This is a genomic window from Nonlabens ulvanivorans (genome assembly GCF_000732625.1).
Lineage (GTDB): Bacteria > Bacteroidota > Bacteroidia > Flavobacteriales > Flavobacteriaceae > Nonlabens > Nonlabens ulvanivorans.
In genome coordinates, this window is sequence record NZ_JPJI01000032.1 from 1,307,180 (window position 1) to 1,326,499 (window position 19,320).

Sequence of the window (19,320 nt, forward strand, 5' to 3'; positions counted from 1 at the left end):
CGCTCTTAAGAACTGCTAGACATTTTGTCGTTCAGATATCAAACCTGATTAAACCTTGTATAACGGGAAATCTGAAATTAATTGATTTACTAAGCGCTTACATTCTTTTATATAATTTTCATCTTCAGAATTAGATATAACATTATCGATAAGTTTTACTATACTGGACATGTCTGATTCTAATAATCCTCTAGTAGTAATTGCTGCGGTACCTATTCTAATTCCACTTGTAACAAATGGTGATTGGTCATCAAATGGGACCATATTTTTATTAACCGTGATATCAGCCTTGCCTAATGCCTCTTCTGCTTGTTTCCCTGTGATATTCTTATTTCTCAAATCAATCAACATCATGTGATTGTCCGTACCTCCAGAGATTATATTGTATTCTCTCTTAACAAATTCTTCAGCCATGACTTTTGCATTCTTTTTTACTTGCACTATATATTTTAAGAAGTCTTCGGATAAAGCCTCTTTAAAAGCAACAGCTTTGGCTGCTATAATATGCTCTAAAGGGCCTCCTTGATTACCAGGAAATACCCCACTATTTAATAATGAAGACATTTTTTTAAGATTACCATTTTTTAGTTTTTCACCAAATGGGTTTTCAAAATCTTTTCCCATAATAATAATACCACCTCTTGGACCTCTTAAAGTTTTATGCGTTGTACTGGTACAAATATGTGCATACGCAACGGCATCTTGTAATATGCCTTTTGCTATTAGTCCAGCAGGATGCGCTATATCGGCTAAAAGTATGGCATTTACACTATCTGCTATCTCACGAAATCTTTCATAATCTATTTCTCTACTATAAGCAGATGCACCAGCTATTATTAACTTTGGCCTTTCCTTTTCTGCAATAGATTGAATTTTGTCATAATTCAATAAACCAGTTTCTTTTTCAACTCCATAAAAAGAAGTCTCATAAAGCTTACCTGAAAAATTCACTGGTGACCCATGAGTTAAATGACCACCATGTGACAAATCAAATCCTAATATTTTTTCGCCGGGCTTTAAGCAAGCATGAAATACTGCAGTATTAGCTTGGCTTCCAGAATGTGGTTGAACATTTACGTATTCTGCATTAAAAAGTTCCTTTGCGCGTTCAATGGCAATTGTCTCGATTTCATCAACAACTTCACATCCACCATAATATCTTTTACCTGGATAACCTTCTGCATACTTATTGGTTAGAATAGAGCCTGCCGCAGCAAGGACATCAGTACTTACATAATTTTCACTTGCAATTAATTCCAATCCAGTTTTTTGTCTTTCTTGTTCTTCCTGAATTAAATCAAAAATCTCTTTATCGTTGTAGCTCATAATTTATATCGTTAAGATTAAAACAAAAATAATTCATTGCTCTTTGCAAACGTTACGAATATGATATATTTGGATAGTTTTTTTAACAGGATATAAAAATATAATATGCCACTTCAAACTAACGACCCAAATAGAAAATCATGGATAGGCTATAGCAGCGATTCTCATTTTCCAATACAGAACATTCCATTTGGTGTGTTTTTAACGAGAGATAATGTAATAACTATAGGAACCCGTATTGGTGATTGGGCTATAGACTTAGGTGCGTTGCAGGAAATGGGTTATTTTGATGGTGTACCACTCACGGATGATATGTTTATGCAGGATACCTTGAATGACTTTATATCTGATGGTAAAAAAACTTGGAGACTTGTACGTAATCGTATTGGAGATATTTTTGATTCTGAAAATCCGCTTCTTAGAGACAATAAAGAGCATAGAAATCGTATCATCTTTAACATGGATGAAGTAGAAATGCAACTTCCTGTCTTAATCGGTGATTATACTGATTTTTACAGCAGTAAAGAGCATGCTACTAATGTAGGTACTATGTTTAGGGATCCTGATAATGCTTTACTACCTAACTGGTTACATATGCCTGTTGCTTATCATGGAAGATCAAGTACGATTATACCTTCTGGAATTCCTATCCATAGACCTCAAGGTCAAACGATAACGGCAGGTAGTGAACAGCCTGTTTTTGGTCCTTCAAAATTAGTTGATTTTGAATTAGAAATGGCGTTCATCACTACTGATGCAAACAATATGGGACAACCTATAAGCGTGGATGAGGCTGAGGATTATATCTTTGGAATGGTCGTTTTTAATGATTGGAGTGCAAGAGACATTCAGAAATGGGAATATGTACCTTTAGGTCCTTTCTTAGCAAAAAACTTTGCTAGTTCCATATCTCCATGGATTGTTACACTTGATGCCTTAGAACCGTTTAGAACAAGCGGTCCTGATATGGAAAAACCTGTTTTAGATTATTTAAAATCTAGTAATGATAAAACATATGACATTCATTTAGAGGTTGATATCACCCCACAACAAGGTAAACCAACTACAATCTGTAAATCAAATTTCAAACATCTGTATTGGAATATGTCTCAGCAATTAGCTCACCATACTATAAATGGTTGTAGAGTAAATAGTGGAGATATGATGGGGAGTGGAACCATTTCTGGTCCTAAACCAGACTCTTATGGTTCTATGCTAGAACTGAGTTGGAGAGGTGAACGCCCTGTTCAACTAAATGATGGTACAGAGCGTAAATTTATAAATGACTTTGATACCGTAACAATGAGAGGTTATTGTAAAAATGGTCCTGTTCGTATAGGTTTTGGTGAAGTTTCTAATCAATTGTTACCAGTATACGAACCTAAATCTAAACATTAGATGAAAACCCTATACTCGGTACTTTTTGTATATACTATGTTAGCGAGTTGTAGCAGTGTTAAAAAAGCTGAAACAGCTATTAATACGGGTAATTTTGATCAGGCTATAGATATTGCAATTAGCAATTTAGCCAGTGATAAGAATGCAAAGCGTAAACAAGAGTACGTAGTTTTATTGGAAAACGCTTTCGCGAAAGCGGTTTCTGAAGATCAGATTGTACTCAACAGATTGCAATCTGATCCTAATCCTTCGGTACTGGAGTCGATTTATGAAACTCTACTAAATATGGAGTATCGGCAATCTAAGATAAGACCGCTACTACCACTAACAATCTATGAAACCGGTAAATCTGCAAGTTTCCCGATGGTTGACTATTCTAAAAAAGTTATTGCTGCAAGAACATCATTATCAGATCATTTATTAGACAACGCTAGAAAATCTTTGAATGTGGCAAATACCTTGCAAGCACGTACTATTTATGATGATTTAATATATTTAAATAAAATAAACCCTAACTACAAAGACACGGCAGTATTACTGGATAAAGCCTTAGAAAAAGGAACTGATTACATCATGGTTTCACTAAAAAATGAAACACAATTAGTAATACCAGAACGTCTAGAGGAAGAGTTACTTAATTTTTCAACTTATGGATTAAATGATAAATGGACTGTTTATCATAATCGACATAATGATAATATTTTTTATGATTACAGCTTAAATATTAATTTTAGAAACATTAATATTTCTCCAGAGCAAGTTTTACAAAAAGAACTTCAAAAAGAAAAACAAGTAATAGACGGCTTTGAATATGAATTAGATGAGCGCGGGAATGTAAAAAAGGATAGTCTAGGAGATGACATTAAAAAGGATAAATACAAACTTGTAAAGGCTACTATATTTCAAAGTACGCAACAAAAAGAAGTGTCTATTGATGCAAATATTATCGTCACTAATAATTATAATAGACAACTAGTTGATCGTTTTCCTATAGGAAGTACTTTTATTTTTAATTACATATACGGCAGTGTTAATGGAGATAGACGAGCAGTTGATGAAGATTATTTACAAACTCTAAATGCGAGAGCTATACCATTCCCATCTAATGAACAGATGATCTATGATGCAGGTGAAGATCTAAAATTGCGCATTAAAGAGGTTCTTACAGGTCTAAGGTATAGAAACTAGTTTTATTAAAATTTCTATCAATACCATCTTGTTTTAAGAACTATTTCACATCTGTAGTTCTATATTTGAACCTATGACTCTAGAAAAACTTACTTATCCAGATGCAAGGTATTTTTCCTCTTTGATGGAAGATTATCTGGTAGAAAAAGATAATTTAAAGAATTTATATCATAGGTTTCCTGCACTAGAAAATTTTCAAGATCAAATTGAGGAAAAGCAAATTGAGTTTAAACAGAAACCTAAAACCAGGAAAGTTCTGGTTGAGTCATTGTTAAATCAATATAGTAAGCTTGATAATGTACAAGAATCCTTAAGTAACATCTGTTTATTAAAGGAAGAAAATACATTTACAATAACAACAGGTCATCAACTTAATTTATTTACAGGACCACTTTACTTTTTATATAAGATTATATCTGTAATTAACCTTTGTAAGCAATTAAAAGAGGCTTATCCATCCTATAACTTTATTCCAGTATATTGGATGGCTACTGAAGATCATGACTTTGAAGAAATTCAATATTTTAAATATCATGGTAAAAAGGTTGTCTGGAATAAAGAATCTAATGGTGGTGTAGGTAGGTTAAATACAGATGGTTTAAAAGAGGTTTTAGATATTTTTAAAGGTCAGATAGGTACTAGTAAAAATGCTTTAGAAATTATTAAACTTTTCAAAACAGCTTATCTAGACCATGATAATCTTGCAAGTGCTACTCGTTTTCTTGCTCATCAATTATTTGGGAAAGATGGGCTAGTGATAGTTGATGGTGATGATCATGGGCTTAAAAGTTTAATGACACCGCATTTTAAAGAAGAATTGCTAGATCAAACTAGTTATCATAAAGTCACTAATACCATAGCAAATTGGCCGGAAGCTTATAAAGTACAAGTATCACCTCGAGAAATAAATTTATTTTATCTCAATGATAATTTAAGAGAACGTATTGTTTTTGAAAATAATCTATATAAAGTAGTTGATACTAAAATTGTTTTTTCTGAAAAAGAGATTTTAACCGAATTAGAACAATTCCCAGAACGGTTCTCTCCTAATGTGATTATGCGTCCTTTGTATCAAGAAGCTATCTTGCCTAATCTATGTTATATAGGTGGTGGTGGTGAAATGGCTTATTGGTTAGAGCTTAAGGAGTATTTTGATTCCCAAGAAATTACATTTCCTATTTTATTAATGCGCAACTCTGCATTAATACTTGCTAATAAGGAATTTGAAAAAGTGCAAAAACTAGATTTAGAAATCAAAGATTTGTTTCTCAAAGATTTTCAACTTGAAGAGAGATTAACTCGACAATTGAGTGAAATTAAAATTGATTTCTCTACCCAGAAAAAACATTTAAAGAATCAATTTAAAGATTTATATACACTTGCTCAAAAAACTGAAAGCTCTTTTGAAAGAGCTGTTGCAGCCCAAGAACGCAAACAGATAAAAGGATTAGAAAATCTAGAAAAAAGACTTTTAAAAGCTCAAAAGCGTAAGCTTAAAGATTTTTTACAAAGAGCAACCATTCTACAACAAGAGTTATTTCCTAACGCTAGTCTACAAGAACGTCAGGAAAACTTCTCAAGTCTTTATGTAGAATATGGGTCAAATTTGATTAAAATACTTAAAGAAAATCTTGATCCTTTAGATTTAAGATTTTCGGTCATAATACTTGATTCTTAAATATCTTTAAAACACGTTAACAAAAGTCTCATTTACAGATTTACTTTCACTCATAAAAAAGTAAATTTGCGCATGCAACATGATAAGGTTTTAATATTAGATTTTGGATCGCAGTACACACAACTTATTGCGCGCAGAGTTCGAGAGTTGAACATCTATTCCGAAATACATCCATTTAATAAAGTTCCATCTAATCTTGATGATTATAAAGCAATCATACTATCGGGGAGCCCTATGTCTGTGCGTTCAGAAAACGCATTTCATATAGAGCTAGATGAAGTAAGAGGTAAAAAACCCTTACTAGGTGTTTGTTACGGTGCTCAATATCTCGCACATTTTCATGGAGGTGAAGTAGGTGCATCTAGTACCAGAGAATATGGTCGTGCAAACCTGTCTTATATAAAAACAGGTGAGGCCTTTTTAGAAGGGATTTCTACTGGTAGTCAGGTGTGGATGAGTCATAGTGATACCATTAAAAAGTTACCGACTAACGGTGAATTGCTAGCTAGTACACATGATGTTGAAAATGCTGCTTATAAAATTAATGGAGAAGATACTTATGCAATCCAGTTCCATCCAGAGGTTTATCACTCGACAGATGGAAAGCAATTACTCGAAAACTTTTTGATTAAAATAGCAAATGTTAATCCAGACTGGACACCTAATGCATTTGTAGATGAAACGGTAGAGGCATTGCAGGCAAAGATAGGAAACGATAAAGTCGTCTTAGGATTAAGCGGTGGAGTCGATTCATCAGTCGCGGCAATGTTATTACATAAAGCTATAGGAGAGAACCTCTATTGTATTTTTGTTAATAATGGATTATTGCGCAAGGACGAGTATACACAAGTCCTTAAGCAATATGAAGGTATGGGCTTGAACGTTAAAGGTGTTGATGCTTCGGCACGATTTATGGATGCTCTTGCTGGGTTAGATGATCCAGAATTGAAACGTAAGGCAATAGGTCGTGTTTTTATTGAAGTTTTTGATGATGAAGCAAAGGAAGTTCAAAATGTAACCTGGTTAGCTCAAGGTACTATTTATCCAGATGTGATAGAAAGTGTTAGTGCAACAGGTGGACCTAGTGCGACTATTAAATCACATCATAATGTAGGTGGATTACCAGATTTCATGAAATTGAAGATTGTTGAACCACTTAGAGCATTATTTAAAGATGAAGTAAGAAGAGTAGGAGCGTCGATGGGTATGGCTGCAGACCTTTTAGGTAGACATCCATTTCCGGGTCCTGGATTAGCGATTAGAATTTTAGGAGATATCACTCCAGAAAAAGTCGCTATATTACAAGAAGTTGACGCCGTATTTATCAATAATCTTAAAAAATGGGATTTATATGATAAAGTATGGCAAGCAGGCGCCATTTTACTGCCGGTAAATAGTGTAGGTGTTATGGGAGATGAACGTACCTATGAAAAATGCGTTGCATTAAGAGCTGTAGAAAGTACAGATGGTATGACCGCAGATTGGGTAAATTTACCATATGAATTTTTACAGGCGACCAGCAATGAAATAATAAATAAAGTAAAAGGCGTTAATAGAGTGGTATATGATATCAGTTCAAAGCCGCCAGCAACTATAGAATGGGAATAAAATAATATGAAAAATATAATCTTAGTAGTCTTTGTTTTTTTCGCTTTCGCGAAAGCGAATGCAACAGTCCTTCAGAACTACAAACAGCATGTCGTTCAAAAAGGAGAGACCGTTTTTAGTATCGTAGGTAAATACCGAATTAATGCTACAGAATTAACCCAACTTAATCCTGATATTAAATCTGGTTTAAAAGAAGGTTCTATACTATTAATTCCTGCTAGCTCAAATGTGCTGACTCAACGTAAAATTGTTGAATATAAGAAGCATAAAGTTCGTCGCAGAGAAACGTTATATGGTATTGCAAAAAAATATGATGTCACAGAACTAGATATTAAAGAGGCCAATAAAGAATTGTATTCTAAAGGACTTAGAAAAGGTGACCGTATACAAATACCAGTTTTTGAAGAAGTAGAAATACCTGTACCTGTTACTACACCTGTTGATGAAGTAACTACAGATGCACCTTTAGAAGACGGTAAATATCGTGTGATGCCTAAGGATACTAAATTTGGTATAGCTACTAAATATGGTATAAAGGTTCCGGCTTTAGAAAGTCTTAATCCAGAAATAAAAGATCTTCATCCTGGAATGGTTATTAATGTTCCTGTTATAAAAACAGTAGTTAATGATGGTTCAGTTTTAAATGAAGGAAATGCAGTTATAAATAAATTTGTGAATTATGAAGTGCCTGCAAAAATGACCATGTACTCTTTAGAAAATTTAACAGGTATAACTGAAGATTCACTAATAGCACTTAATCCACATATTAAAGATGGTTTAAAGCTGGGTATGAATATTAGAATCCCGAATTCTGAAATAGGGCATATCAATGTTATGGATTCCAAAATTACTGGATTTTCAAACCTTTTGGATAGTATATCTAATTATAATCCGCAGCGATTTGCTGTGATGTTACCATTATCACTTAATAAACTAGGAGAGGAAACATCTGATGATGCGTTATTGCGCAAGGAGTCTGCAACTCGTATTGCTTTAGATTTTTATAGTGGTATGACCATTGCCAGAGACTCCGCACAGTCACTAGGCCTTATGGTGACGTATGATGTTTTTGATACCCAAAAAAGTACTAGTAAGGTGAATTCTATTATAAATTCTCATGACTTTAATAGTTATGCAGCTGTTGTAGGACCTCTATTAGCTAAAAATGTGGTAGAGGCCGCTAAAGAATTGAAAAGTGATGGTATACCTGTCATATCACCATTGACTAACACTGACGTACGTCTTTATAAAAATCTTTTCCAAGCTAGACCAGATCAGGCTCTTTTAAAACAAAAGCTCATGGATTATCTAGTAGCAAACTCTGAAGGGAAGAACATTATCTTAGTAACGGATTCTAAAAAACCAGAATTGAAGAACGAGTATCTAGCGCTTTTTCCAAATGCGAAAGAATTGAAGCCTAATAAAGATAATTACATCTATAAACAGACTTATATCAATGCTTTAGATTCTGACAAAGATAACTGGGTAATACTTGCGGTAGATAATGAAGGTTTTATAACAGATGCGATATCACATTATTCTGCAAAGGCAAAATCGCATAATGTAACCATGTTTGGTTATGAAAATTATGATGAACTAGAACTACCTCATATGAGATTAGGTTCATTAAAGTATACATATCCTAGTATTAATAGAGACTCTGGAAGTGAGAATGGATTTTCAAAAAAGTATTATCGCAAATATCAAATAACTCCTAATGCTTATGCTACGAGAGGCTTTGACGTAGCAATGGATATTATCTTAAGAAATGCGAGTGCCGGTAATCTATATGATAGCGCAATGAATAATGGAAGTACTTCTCAAGTAGAGAATAAATTCAACTATTCAAAAAAATTCATGGCAGGTTATTATAACGAATCGGTTTATCTATTGCAATATCAAGAAGATTTAACCATTAAAGAATTGGATTAATGACATCAACGGTAACTTATTTAGGAGATTTAAGATGTGAGAGTAAGCACTTAAAAAGTGATGATACTTTCACGACAGATGCGCCTACGGATAACAATGGTAAAGGAGAAGCGTTTTCACCTACAGATACTGTGGCCACTGGTCTTGCTAGCTGTATGATTACCATGATGGGTATCAAGGCTAGAGATTTAGAATTAGACTTAAAAGGAAGTGTTGCTCAGGTTACTAAAACTATGGCAGCAAATCCACGTCGCATATCTCAAATAGATGTTATTTTAGATATGAAGGGTAATTGTGATAAGCGTGCGCAGCTTATTTTAGAACGTATAGCAAATACCTGTCCTGTTCATCAAAGTCTTCATCCAGATATTGTTAAGAATATAACTTTTAACTGGTCTTAAACAATGCGCTGGTCACTTCTTCTTATATCCGTTTTATGGACTACTTTGTTAGTACCAGATAAGAAGTTTACATTTCAAGAAAAACCAGTTTTAACTTGGGATGATTTTATGGGGACTCCACCGGTAGATGCACATCATGCGGCAAGTGTTAATTCTGGAATAGCTTATGGATATTCGGCAAAAAGAACTCGTGATCAAGTAACCATTGAATTTGATGTGCGCAGTGAATTTTATCCACAGCTTAGTTGGAAAAAAGATTTGCTGGAAGACGATGCACAATTATTGAGACACGAGCAATTACATTGGAACATATCAGAGTTGCATGCTCGGATACTTAAAAGAGCTTTTGATAACTACAATCCCACTCAAAATTATAAAGTAGAGATCTTAGGTATTTTTAAAAGAGTAGAGTCTAACAGGCAAACCATGCAAGCACGTTATGATAAAGAAACCAATCATGGTCTGATTTTATCGAAGCAAAGAGAATGGGAAACCTACATCTCTCAAGAGTTTTTTAAAACTAGTTAAGCATTGTTATTTTACGATATTCCATTAAATCTTTTAACTATCGTTACACAATAAATATTCTGTGTATATCTATTTAAAAGTCTTAAAATACTCACCTTTTTCCTTTCTATAATTCTACATAAAATGACTACTTTTGCAGCTGATTTTAAAAGCTCAGAACACGTTTATGGCACACGCAAAATACATTTTTGTAACCGGTGGAGTTACCTCTTCTTTAGGTAAAGGAATTATAGCCGCATCTCTTGCAAAACTGCTTCAGGCGCGTGGTTTTAGAGTAACTATACAAAAGCTTGATCCCTATATTAATGTAGATCCAGGAACACTTAATCCATACGAACATGGTGAGTGTTATGTCACAGAAGATGGCGCAGAAACCGATCTAGATTTAGGTCACTATGAGCGATTTTTAAACGTGAACACCTCTCAGGCTAACAACGTTACCACTGGTAGAATTTATCAAAGCGTTATTCAAAAAGAGCGTCGTGGTGAGTTTTTAGGTAAGACCGTTCAGGTTATCCCACATATTACAGACGAAATCAAACACCGGATCCAGATTTTAGGTAAATCAGGTGACTATGATATCGTGATTACTGAAATAGGTGGTACGGTAGGTGATATTGAATCATTACCATATATTGAAAGTGTAAGACAATTAAGTTGGGAATTAGGAGAACATAATTCTATGGTTATTCACTTAACGCTGATTCCATTCTTAAGCGCAGCTGGTGAATTAAAAACTAAACCTACTCAACACAGTGTAAAAACATTGATGGAAAGTGGAGTACAGGCAGACATATTAGTATGCCGTACAGAGCATGAATTATCTGAAGAAATTAAAACTAAACTAGCACGTTTCTGTAACGTGCGACGTGAGGCAGTCATACAATCTATTGATGTAGAAACTATATATGATGTACCTAATAAAATGCTGGCCGAAGGTCTAGATAAAGTCGTTCTAGAGGAACTAAATTTAGATATTCAAAAAGCTCCAGACCTTACTAACTGGAATGAGTTCGTGCAACGTCACAAAAATCCTAAGAGTGAAGTCACTATTGGCTTAATAGGGAAGTATGTAGAATTACAAGATTCTTATAAATCCATACTAGAATCATTCATCCATGCAGGAGCTGCAAATGAGGTAAAAGTAAATATTGAATCTATTCACAGTGAATTTCTTGAAGTTGATAATATTGACGCCAAGTTGTCGCACCTAGATGGTTTATTAGTAGCGCCAGGTTTTGGAGAACGTGGGATAGAAGGTAAGATCGAGGCAGTACGTTATGCTCGAGTAAATAAGATGCCATTCTTTGGAATTTGTTTAGGAATGCAAATGGCTGTTATAGAGTATAGTAGGAATGTATTAGGACTCAAAGATGCAAATTCTGTAGAGATGGATGAGAAGACCGCAAATCCGGTAATTTCTCTCATGGAAGAGCAAAAAAATATCACAAATATGGGCGGTACCATGCGTCTAGGTGCATGGGATTGTGAGTTAAACGGTGGCAATGTGTCAGATATTTATGGTTCAGGCATGATTTCTGAACGCCACAGACATCGTTATGAGTATAATAATGAATATAAGGAACAGCTAGAAAAAGCTGGATTAAAATCTACTGGTGTTAATCCTAAAACAGGATTAGTAGAAATAATAGAGATAGAAGATCACCCATGGTTTATAGGTGTTCAATATCATCCAGAATATAAAAGTACGGTGGCAAATCCACATCCTTTATTTAAATCATTTGTAGCGGCAGCAGCTGCGAGAAAGCAATAAGATTATAAAGATTGCGCTTTCGCGAAAGCGTGTAAAAATCAATCAACAGGTTCTTTTTAAGAACCACAGTACAGCCCTTGCAAGGGGAATTTTATGGAACAAAAATCAATCGACTGGAAGTCAATAGTAGGAATGGGACTTATTTTCATAATCCTAATGTACTGGTTCAGTCAGAATCAAGCAGACGTAGAGGCTAATCCAGAAACCACTACCGAGACTAGTGCATCGACGCCAGATACCACACCACAATTAACATCTAATAATGAGACGACAACTGCTCCAATTAGCAACGGTGTTTTTCAAGCAGGATCAAATGAAGTAATCACTTTTGAAAATGATTTAATTCAATTCAAAATTGATTCTAAAGGAGCTTTGATTCAAGAAGCGTTATTGAAAAGCTACAAAACCTATGACTCTTTACCAGTTTATCTGGCAAAACCTAGTGAGAAAGATCACCAGCTAGATTTAGTCTTTGTAACTAATGATGGTCGTAAAATGCATACTAAAGATATGAGCTTTACGCCTTCACAGTCTATGAATGGTGCAAATAAGGTATTGTCTTTTAAAGCAAATGTCGGTCCTTCTCAATTTCTGGAATTTAGATATGAGTTACAACCTAAGAATTATATGATGGATTTTACCATCCGTTCTCAAGGTTTATCTCAAACATTTAATACGGCAGACGCTCCACAACTTAACTGGGAAATGCTTGCTTACAAGCGTTCTAAAGGTATGGATAACGAGAACCGTTATACTGAAATTAAGTTTGAGTACGGTGATGGTAGTGATGACTATACTGGCCAAGGTGCTGAAGCTGACGAAGAAGAAGACAAGGTTTCTTACATTGCTTATAAACAACATTTCTTCACATCCATTCTATTAACAGATACACCATTTAAGAAAGCTAAATTAATTTCTGAGAATATCGCTTCTCAAGATGATGAGCAAGATACCTATACTAAAAAATTCAACTCTCAAATTGAGTTAGAATATACTGGTGGTGAACTAGCATACAATATGGACTGGTATTTTGGTCCGACAGATTATGATATTCTAGATGGTTATGATCGTAATCTAGATGAAGTTGTAGATTTAGGTTGGGGAATTTTTGGATGGATTAATGAATTTGTAATACGTCCATTATTCTCGTTGTTAACTAAAAATGCCGGTATACCTTATGGAATAGCGATTATTCTTTTAACGATATGTGTTCGTATCATTTTATCTCCTGTTTTATATAAGAGTTATATGACTCAGGCAAAAATGAAAATTCTACGTCCAGAATTAAATCGTATTGCCGAGAAGTATAAGGATAATGCGATGAAGAAGCAGCAAGAAACGATGCGCATTCAGAGTGAGGCTGGTGCCAGTCCACTATCGGGTTGTTTGCCAGGGCTATTACAAATGCCTGTTTTCTTTGCACTCTTTAAGTTCTTCCCAACAGCCTTTGACTTAAGACAAAAGAGTTTTCTATGGGCAGACGATCTATCAAGCTATGATCAAATATTTAAATTACCTGAAGGCTGGGATATCCCATTCTATGGTGATCACGTAAGTTTGTTTCCTATCCTAGCTTCTGTTGCTATATTCTTTTACATGCAAATGACTACTGGTCAGACCATGCAAAACACACAGCAGCCTGGTATGCCTAATATGAAGTTCATCATGTATCTATCACCACTGTTCATGCTAGTATTCTTCAATAACTATGCTAGTGGATTGTCATTGTATTACTTTGTATCGAATTTGATTACCATAGGTATCATGCTAGTAATTAAAAACTTTGTAATCAAAGAAGATAAAGTACTTGCTAAAATCGAGAAAGCAAAAGCAGCACCTAAAAAGAAGAAAGGACGTTTTGCTTCAAAGATGAGTGAGATCATGGAGCAAGCACAAGCCCAACAAGAAGAACAGAAAAAAGGAAAGAAATAAATAAAATTATATCATCGGTCACCTGTAGCGGCGACTTTTAGTTTAATACTTTAAATCCCATCTAAGTTTCTAGATGGGATTTTTGATTTTACTAGTATTAACTTTTTATAAAGTATCTTAATAACTAAGCTATTATTCACTTTCTAATCCTACTTTTCATCCCTAAATTGTAATTCATTAAAGTAACTAATTATTAGTGTCGGTTTTAGATAAATATATACCACGACTTGCTGTAATGCCTTTAACTCAATTGCTAGAGATGAATGCTGTTCATCTCAAAATTGTAAATGAACGCAAGACCAGGCATGGTGATTATAGACCATTGCCAGATGGTTCTCATCGCATTACCATTAATGCAAACTTAAATCAGTATCGTTTTTTAGTAACATTGGTTCATGAGATTGCTCATTTAGTTGCTTTTAAAAAGTATGGTAGGGCTATTAAACCACATGGAGTAGAGTGGAAACATACCTTCCAACATTTAATGCTACCTTTTTTAAGACCAGACATTTTCCCCAATGATGTTTTGCCTTTACTGGCCAGACATTTTAAAAATCCAACAGCCAGTAGTGATACTGATGCACATTTAAGTGTAGCTCTTAAAAAGTATGATGCTGCCACTGATAAAAATTATATATTTGAGTTAGTGCAAGGCGCTATTTTTGCGACAGATAATGGACGTAAATTTCAAAAAGGTAAAAAGTTGCGTAAACGCTATGAATGCTTAGAAATAGAGAGTGGTAAAGTTTATCTTTTCCAGCCTAATGTTCAGGTAGAAGTTTTAAAAAGTTAAGAATGAGTAATAAATATGCAGTTATAATGGCCGGTGGAGTCGGTTCCCGATTCTGGCCAGTAAGTAAACAATCATTTCCTAAGCAATTTCATGATATGCTAGGGTTAGGTAAGTCATTATTACAAATGACCTTTACCAGATTGCAAGCTCAAATACCAGCAAATAACATTCTTATTTTAACTAATGAGGCTTATGTAGATCTTGTTAAAGAGCAATTACCTGAGGTCTTACCAGAGAATATAGTTGCAGAGCCTGCCATGCGCAATACCGCACCATGTATTTTACTAGCAGCATTAAAAATTCAAAAAATGAATCCAGAGGCTAGTATGATTGTTGCGCCCAGCGACCATTATATTGCCGAAGAAGATCTTTTTAATGAAGATTTAGCGACCACATTTGCCTTTTGTGAGCAACATCCACAGGCATTGATGACTCTAGGGATTCAACCTACATCACCTAATACTGGTTATGGATATATTGAGTATAATCAAGAGACAACAGCTGTAAAAAAGGTAAATCAATTCCGTGAGAAACCTAATTTAGAAACAGCACAGCAATTTCTAGATGCAGGTAATTTTTTATGGAACGCTGGTATATTTATATGGAGTGTAGATGCTGTGGTTGACGCTTTCGCGAAAGCGCAACCTACCATGACCCAATTATTCACCAACGGCATGCAGGTTCTAAATACGGAAGAAGAAGTGTCGTTTTTAGAGAGTGAATATCCAAAAGCAGAGAACATATCAGTAGACTATGCTATTATGGAAAATTCTAAAGAAGTTTATGTGCTACCAGCTCGATTCTCTTGGAATGACTTAGGTACTTGGGGTTCCTTATATGACAAACTAGAAAAGAATGAAGAGTCTAATGCCATTGTTAATGCTAGTGTCACAGCGATAGAATCACACGGCAATATGGTGAGAACAGCGCATGGTAAAAAAGTAATTTTACAAGGTCTAGAAGATTATATCGTGGTTGATCAAGATGATGTATTAATGATTATCCCTAAAAATGCTGAGCAAGAAATTAAAGAAATCCGTAATACAGCAATGGATAAGTATGGTAAAGAAATAGGTTAATGGAATCACAAGAATCACAAAATTCACAGACTGAAATTGATAACAGTCTTGAGGTTAACCAGCAAAAAATTAGTGGTATTTGGGATAATATCATGGCATTTTTACATGACTTATTAGATATCAGAAAAGATTCTGATAGAGATGAAACCATTGAGTCGGTTAGAAAAGATATCTCTTTTCAAGGCCATAATGCGTGGATTCTAATCTTCTCTATATTCATTGCATCTATAGGACTTAATGCAGACTCAACTGCAGTTGTAATAGGAGCCATGTTAATATCTCCACTTATGGGACCTATTGTAGGTATGGGATTAGGTACAGCAATTAACGATGATACTATGTTGCGCAGGTCGTTGATCAATCTAGGTGTAATGATGGGATTATCTCTTTTAACAGCGTCTTTGTACTTTTTAATCACTCCTATGAAAGAGATTACCAGTGAATTAGATGCTCGTACGTATCCTACAATACTCGATGTTCTTATTGCTATTTTTGGTGGATTAGCATTAATTGTTGCCAAAGCTAAGAAAGGAACTATATCAAATGCCATTGCTGGTGTAGCAATTGCTACTGCATTAATGCCACCGTTATGTACGGCAGGTTATGGTATTGCTACGTGGCAATTAAAAGTTTTTGGAGGTGCGATTTATTTATTCTGTATTAACGCAGTTTTCATCGCTTTATCGACATATCTAGTTTGTAAGCTTCTTGCATTTCCTATGGTAAAATATGCAAATCAGGCTAAACGTAAACGTGTGTCTAGATTAGCTTCACTAATTGGTTTTTTAGTATTACTACCATCTGTAGTATTGTTCTATCAGTTATTACAAGATCAACTAAGACAAAATGCTGTGAACCAATTTATGAATGAAATTGTTCAATACGATGGCATGAGACCTAACGATGACTGGAATAAGGATACTCAAACCCTAGATATAGTCATGCTAGGTGCGCCAGTTCCACAACCTATCGTTGATGAATGGAAGAAAAAATTTAAATCACAAGAACATCTAGAAGAAGCCAACGTAAGATTTTATCAAGGTAGTACGATGCCTGACGTCAATAATGATGGTGTAGAAATGGTACAAGAAGAACTAATTGATAAACTGCGCTTGATACAAGATAAGGATGTGCGTATTGCAGCGCTAGAAGATGAATTGCGTCGCGTTAATGAACAAGGTAAGAACTTTGACATCATTAGTGAAGAGGTACGATTGAACTATCCTCAAATCTCCAGTATCAGCTATGCTGAGTCTGTGAATAAGGACTTTATCACACAACTTACAGACACGATTGCAGAGTATAATATCCGTTTTAACGATACCACTTTAACCCAGCAAGATCGCGGTGCGATAAAAAAACGCATGGCAAACTGGTTGCAATACCGCCTTAAAACCGACAAGATTAAAATTAATGAGTTGGAACGTAGTGTGGTTAGTGCCACAGATACCGTTGAAGTTTCTAATCCTTAAATGGCAATCAGAATTGTATAATTTTAATTATTTTTCGGACTGTATAAAATAATAAACTGAATGATAACGCCGAGAACAATCATAATCCATACTTCCATTTGAGTTAAAAGTTCCATGGACGCCATCGCCTTTTTACCGATATGCATCTGGCGATTACCTTCTTTTATTTGTATATCTGACAGTTTGAGAAGTGTCTCATTGATCAAGTCTAGTTGCTGTTGTAAGCGACTGTTGTCTTGACCGTTTACAGCTGTAAAATCAGTAGCGTTTTCTAATGTGAATAGAGCAGCGAGCTCTGTTTGTAGATTATTAAAAACCTTTTCTTCTTCGAGAGTTAATTTAGTGGTAGAAAACTGCGTCATAGAATCATTTAATTCATCTTGAGCCTTGTTCTTTTGAGATAAATACGCGGTAGTGTTATTTAAAGCAATAAGCAATTCCTTCTCGTGAATCTCTAACTGAATGTCATAAATCAAATCCTTAGCAACCAGTCGATCTTCATAAATAGTAGAAACCGAATCTTGTACTCGCTTAAAGTTATTACGATCTATGAAATTAGTCGCGAGTATAAGCCCGATGACTAGAAATAAACCTACCGACCACTTTATCTTGTTACTGACCATATTATACTTTTAAGTTTCTTAAAAATATGAAAATAGCCGTATTGAAATAATAATGTTATATAATTATTAACGAATATTTGAACGCTTAAAAACCTTCGTTCTGCGCAATTCTTACTTTCTTAAATAAGTCTGAGCTATAAACAAAGTCGGTTACCGCTTCATTATCGGTCTTAAAGATTTCTTTATTGCTTCCTTCCCAGGCGATCAATCCGTCTTTAAGAAAAACAATGGTTTCACCTATTTCCATCACAGAATTCATATCGTGTGATATAATCACGGTGGTAATATTACGCTCGTGTGTTATTTCTTGAATCAATTGATCGATTACGGTAGCTGTTTTAGGGTCTAATCCACTATTGGGCTCATCACAAAATAAATACTGTGGATTATTTGCAATAGCTCTACCTAGGGCAACACGTTTTTGTTGTCCACCAGAGATCTCACTAGGCATTTTTTTATTCAAGTTTACCAAGTTAACACGTTCCAGAATTTCGTTTGCTCGCTCTCTACGCTCAGCAAGTTTCATTCTAGAAAACATTCTAAGTGGAAACATGATGTTTTCTTCAACGGTCATAGAGTCGAAAAGAGCACTGTGTTGAAATAGCATTCCCATTTCCTTACGTAATTCACTCTTGCGGTCAATATCCATGTCCAATAAAGATTCACCAGAATAGATAATCTCACCATCATCAGGCTCAAATAAGCCAAGCATATTTTTTAAAAACACAGACTTACCAGATCCACTGGCGCCTATGATCATATTTGTTTTACCTTGCTCAAATGTAGCATTAATACCTTTCAGGACCGCTTCTTCATTAAATCCTTTATATAAGTTTTTAATTTCTATCATGTGGTCAGAAGTATTTGAGTAAGAATATAGTTAGCTACAATAATGGCAACACATGTCCATACAAAAGATGTCGTAGAGGCTTTACCAACTTCTAATGCGCCACCTTCCATATAATAACCATGATAACTAGGTATAGTCGCTAACAGTATACCAAAAACCATTGTTTTAATAAATGCATATGCAATGTGCCATGGGATAAAAGTATCTTGTAAACCAACAACAAAATCTTCTAAGCTTACCAGATTTCCATAAACACTGGCTAGAAATCCACCAAATATCCCAACAAACATGATGATAGCAATTAAAAATGGATAGAATAATAGCGCTATAATCTTTGGATAAATTAAATAATTAAGAGGATTAATACCCATTACTTCAAGAGCATCAATTTGCTCTGTAACTCTCATAGTACCTATACTCGAGGTAATATAAGAGCCTACTTTACCAGCCATAATAACTGATATAAATGTAGGTGCAAACTCTAAAATTATGGACTGTCTAGTCGCAAAACCTATTAAACTTTTAGGAATCAATGGGTTGTCTAGGTTTAAGGCAGTTTGCAGTGCCACTACGGCTCCCATAAAAAGGGATATAAAAGCCGTTATACCTATGGAGCCGATGATTAAGTCGTCTATCTCCTTAAGTACCAGTTCTCTCAATACAGATGTTTTAGTAGGTCTTTTGAAAACACCTATTAACATCAATATATATTTACCTATGTGTCTTAGAAATCTCATG

The 19,320-nt window shown here is 34.7% G+C and carries 16 protein-coding genes; 12 read left to right on the forward strand and 4 right to left on the reverse strand.

Annotated elements, in window-relative coordinates; all coding sequences use genetic code 11:
* Positions 1–48: 48 nt before the first annotated feature.
* Positions 49–1,326 carry a serine hydroxymethyltransferase gene (glyA, locus tag IL45_RS12980; protein WP_036584672.1) on the reverse strand — a complete coding sequence of 426 codons (1,278 nt, stop codon included), beginning with the start codon at positions 1,324–1,326 and terminating at the stop codon, positions 49–51.
* Positions 1,327–1,431: 105 nt separating this feature from the next.
* On the opposite strand from glyA, the gene fahA reads away from it, so the two are divergent.
* From fahA to IL45_RS13040, 12 genes are all read left to right on the forward strand, one after another.
* A complete protein-coding gene (fahA, locus tag IL45_RS12985; RefSeq protein WP_036584674.1) occupies positions 1,432–2,724 on the forward strand; it encodes a fumarylacetoacetase in 1,293 nt (430 codons plus the stop codon).
* Positions 2,725–3,912: a hypothetical protein gene (locus IL45_RS12990; RefSeq protein ID WP_036584676.1), complete on the forward strand. Its 1,188-nt coding sequence runs from the start codon at positions 2,725–2,727 to the stop codon at positions 3,910–3,912.
* A gap of 73 nt (positions 3,913–3,985) precedes the next feature.
* Positions 3,986–5,590, forward strand: a complete 1,605-nt coding sequence (gene bshC, locus IL45_RS12995; protein WP_036584679.1) for a bacillithiol biosynthesis cysteine-adding enzyme BshC — start codon at positions 3,986–3,988, stop codon at positions 5,588–5,590.
* 72 nt (positions 5,591–5,662) lie between these two features.
* Entirely contained in the window at positions 5,663–7,198 is a 1,536-nt protein-coding gene (gene guaA, locus IL45_RS13000) for a glutamine-hydrolyzing GMP synthase (RefSeq protein ID WP_036584681.1), read from the forward strand.
* 6 nt (positions 7,199–7,204) lie between these two features.
* Positions 7,205–9,130 (forward strand): amino acid ABC transporter substrate-binding protein, encoded by a 1,926-nt coding sequence (locus tag IL45_RS13005; protein ID WP_036584682.1) that lies wholly within the window; start codon positions 7,205–7,207, stop codon positions 9,128–9,130.
* The gene (locus tag IL45_RS13010) at positions 9,130–9,531 is read left to right on the forward strand and encodes an OsmC family protein (RefSeq protein WP_036584685.1); all 402 of its coding nucleotides are present in this window, start codon (positions 9,130–9,132) and stop codon (positions 9,529–9,531) included. Before IL45_RS13005 ends, IL45_RS13010 begins: the two co-directional genes overlap by 1 nt.
* Positions 9,532–9,534: 3 nt before the next feature.
* Positions 9,535–10,059, forward strand: coding sequence for a DUF922 domain-containing protein (locus tag IL45_RS13015; RefSeq protein ID WP_036584687.1), 525 nt, complete (start codon positions 9,535–9,537; stop codon positions 10,057–10,059).
* Positions 10,060–10,225: 166 nt separating this feature from the next.
* Positions 10,226–11,833: a CTP synthase gene (locus IL45_RS13020; protein WP_036584689.1), complete on the forward strand. Its 1,608-nt coding sequence runs from the start codon at positions 10,226–10,228 to the stop codon at positions 11,831–11,833.
* A gap of 93 nt (positions 11,834–11,926) precedes the next feature.
* On the forward strand, positions 11,927–13,765 hold the full coding sequence (gene yidC, locus IL45_RS13025; RefSeq protein ID WP_036584692.1) for a membrane protein insertase YidC: 1,839 nt from the start codon (positions 11,927–11,929) through the stop codon (positions 13,763–13,765).
* A gap of 235 nt (positions 13,766–14,000) precedes the next feature.
* On the forward strand, positions 14,001–14,558 hold the full coding sequence (locus IL45_RS13030) for a SprT-like domain-containing protein (protein ID WP_051788730.1): 558 nt from the start codon (positions 14,001–14,003) through the stop codon (positions 14,556–14,558).
* Between the two features lie 2 nt (positions 14,559–14,560).
* Entirely contained in the window at positions 14,561–15,637 is a 1,077-nt protein-coding gene (locus IL45_RS13035; protein ID WP_036584698.1) for a mannose-1-phosphate guanylyltransferase, read from the forward strand.
* Positions 15,637–17,109: a DUF389 domain-containing protein gene (locus tag IL45_RS13040; RefSeq protein WP_036584699.1), complete on the forward strand. Its 1,473-nt coding sequence runs from the start codon at positions 15,637–15,639 to the stop codon at positions 17,107–17,109. Before IL45_RS13035 ends, IL45_RS13040 begins: the two co-directional genes overlap by 1 nt.
* A 23-nt stretch (positions 17,110–17,132) precedes the next feature.
* On the opposite strand, the gene IL45_RS13045 is transcribed toward IL45_RS13040, so the two are convergent.
* From IL45_RS13045 to IL45_RS13055, 3 genes are all read right to left on the reverse strand, one after another.
* Complete coding sequence (locus IL45_RS13045) at positions 17,133–17,732, reverse strand: MCP four helix bundle domain-containing protein (protein ID WP_036584700.1); 600 nt, start codon at positions 17,730–17,732, stop codon at positions 17,133–17,135.
* 85 nt (positions 17,733–17,817) lie between these two features.
* On the reverse strand, positions 17,818–18,582 hold the full coding sequence (locus IL45_RS13050) for an ABC transporter ATP-binding protein (RefSeq protein ID WP_036584702.1): 765 nt from the start codon (positions 18,580–18,582) through the stop codon (positions 17,818–17,820).
* Positions 18,579–19,319, reverse strand: a complete 741-nt coding sequence (locus IL45_RS13055) for an MlaE family ABC transporter permease (protein ID WP_036584704.1) — start codon at positions 19,317–19,319, stop codon at positions 18,579–18,581. Before IL45_RS13055 ends, IL45_RS13050 begins: the two co-directional genes overlap by 4 nt.
* Between the last annotated feature and the right edge of the window lies 1 nt (position 19,320).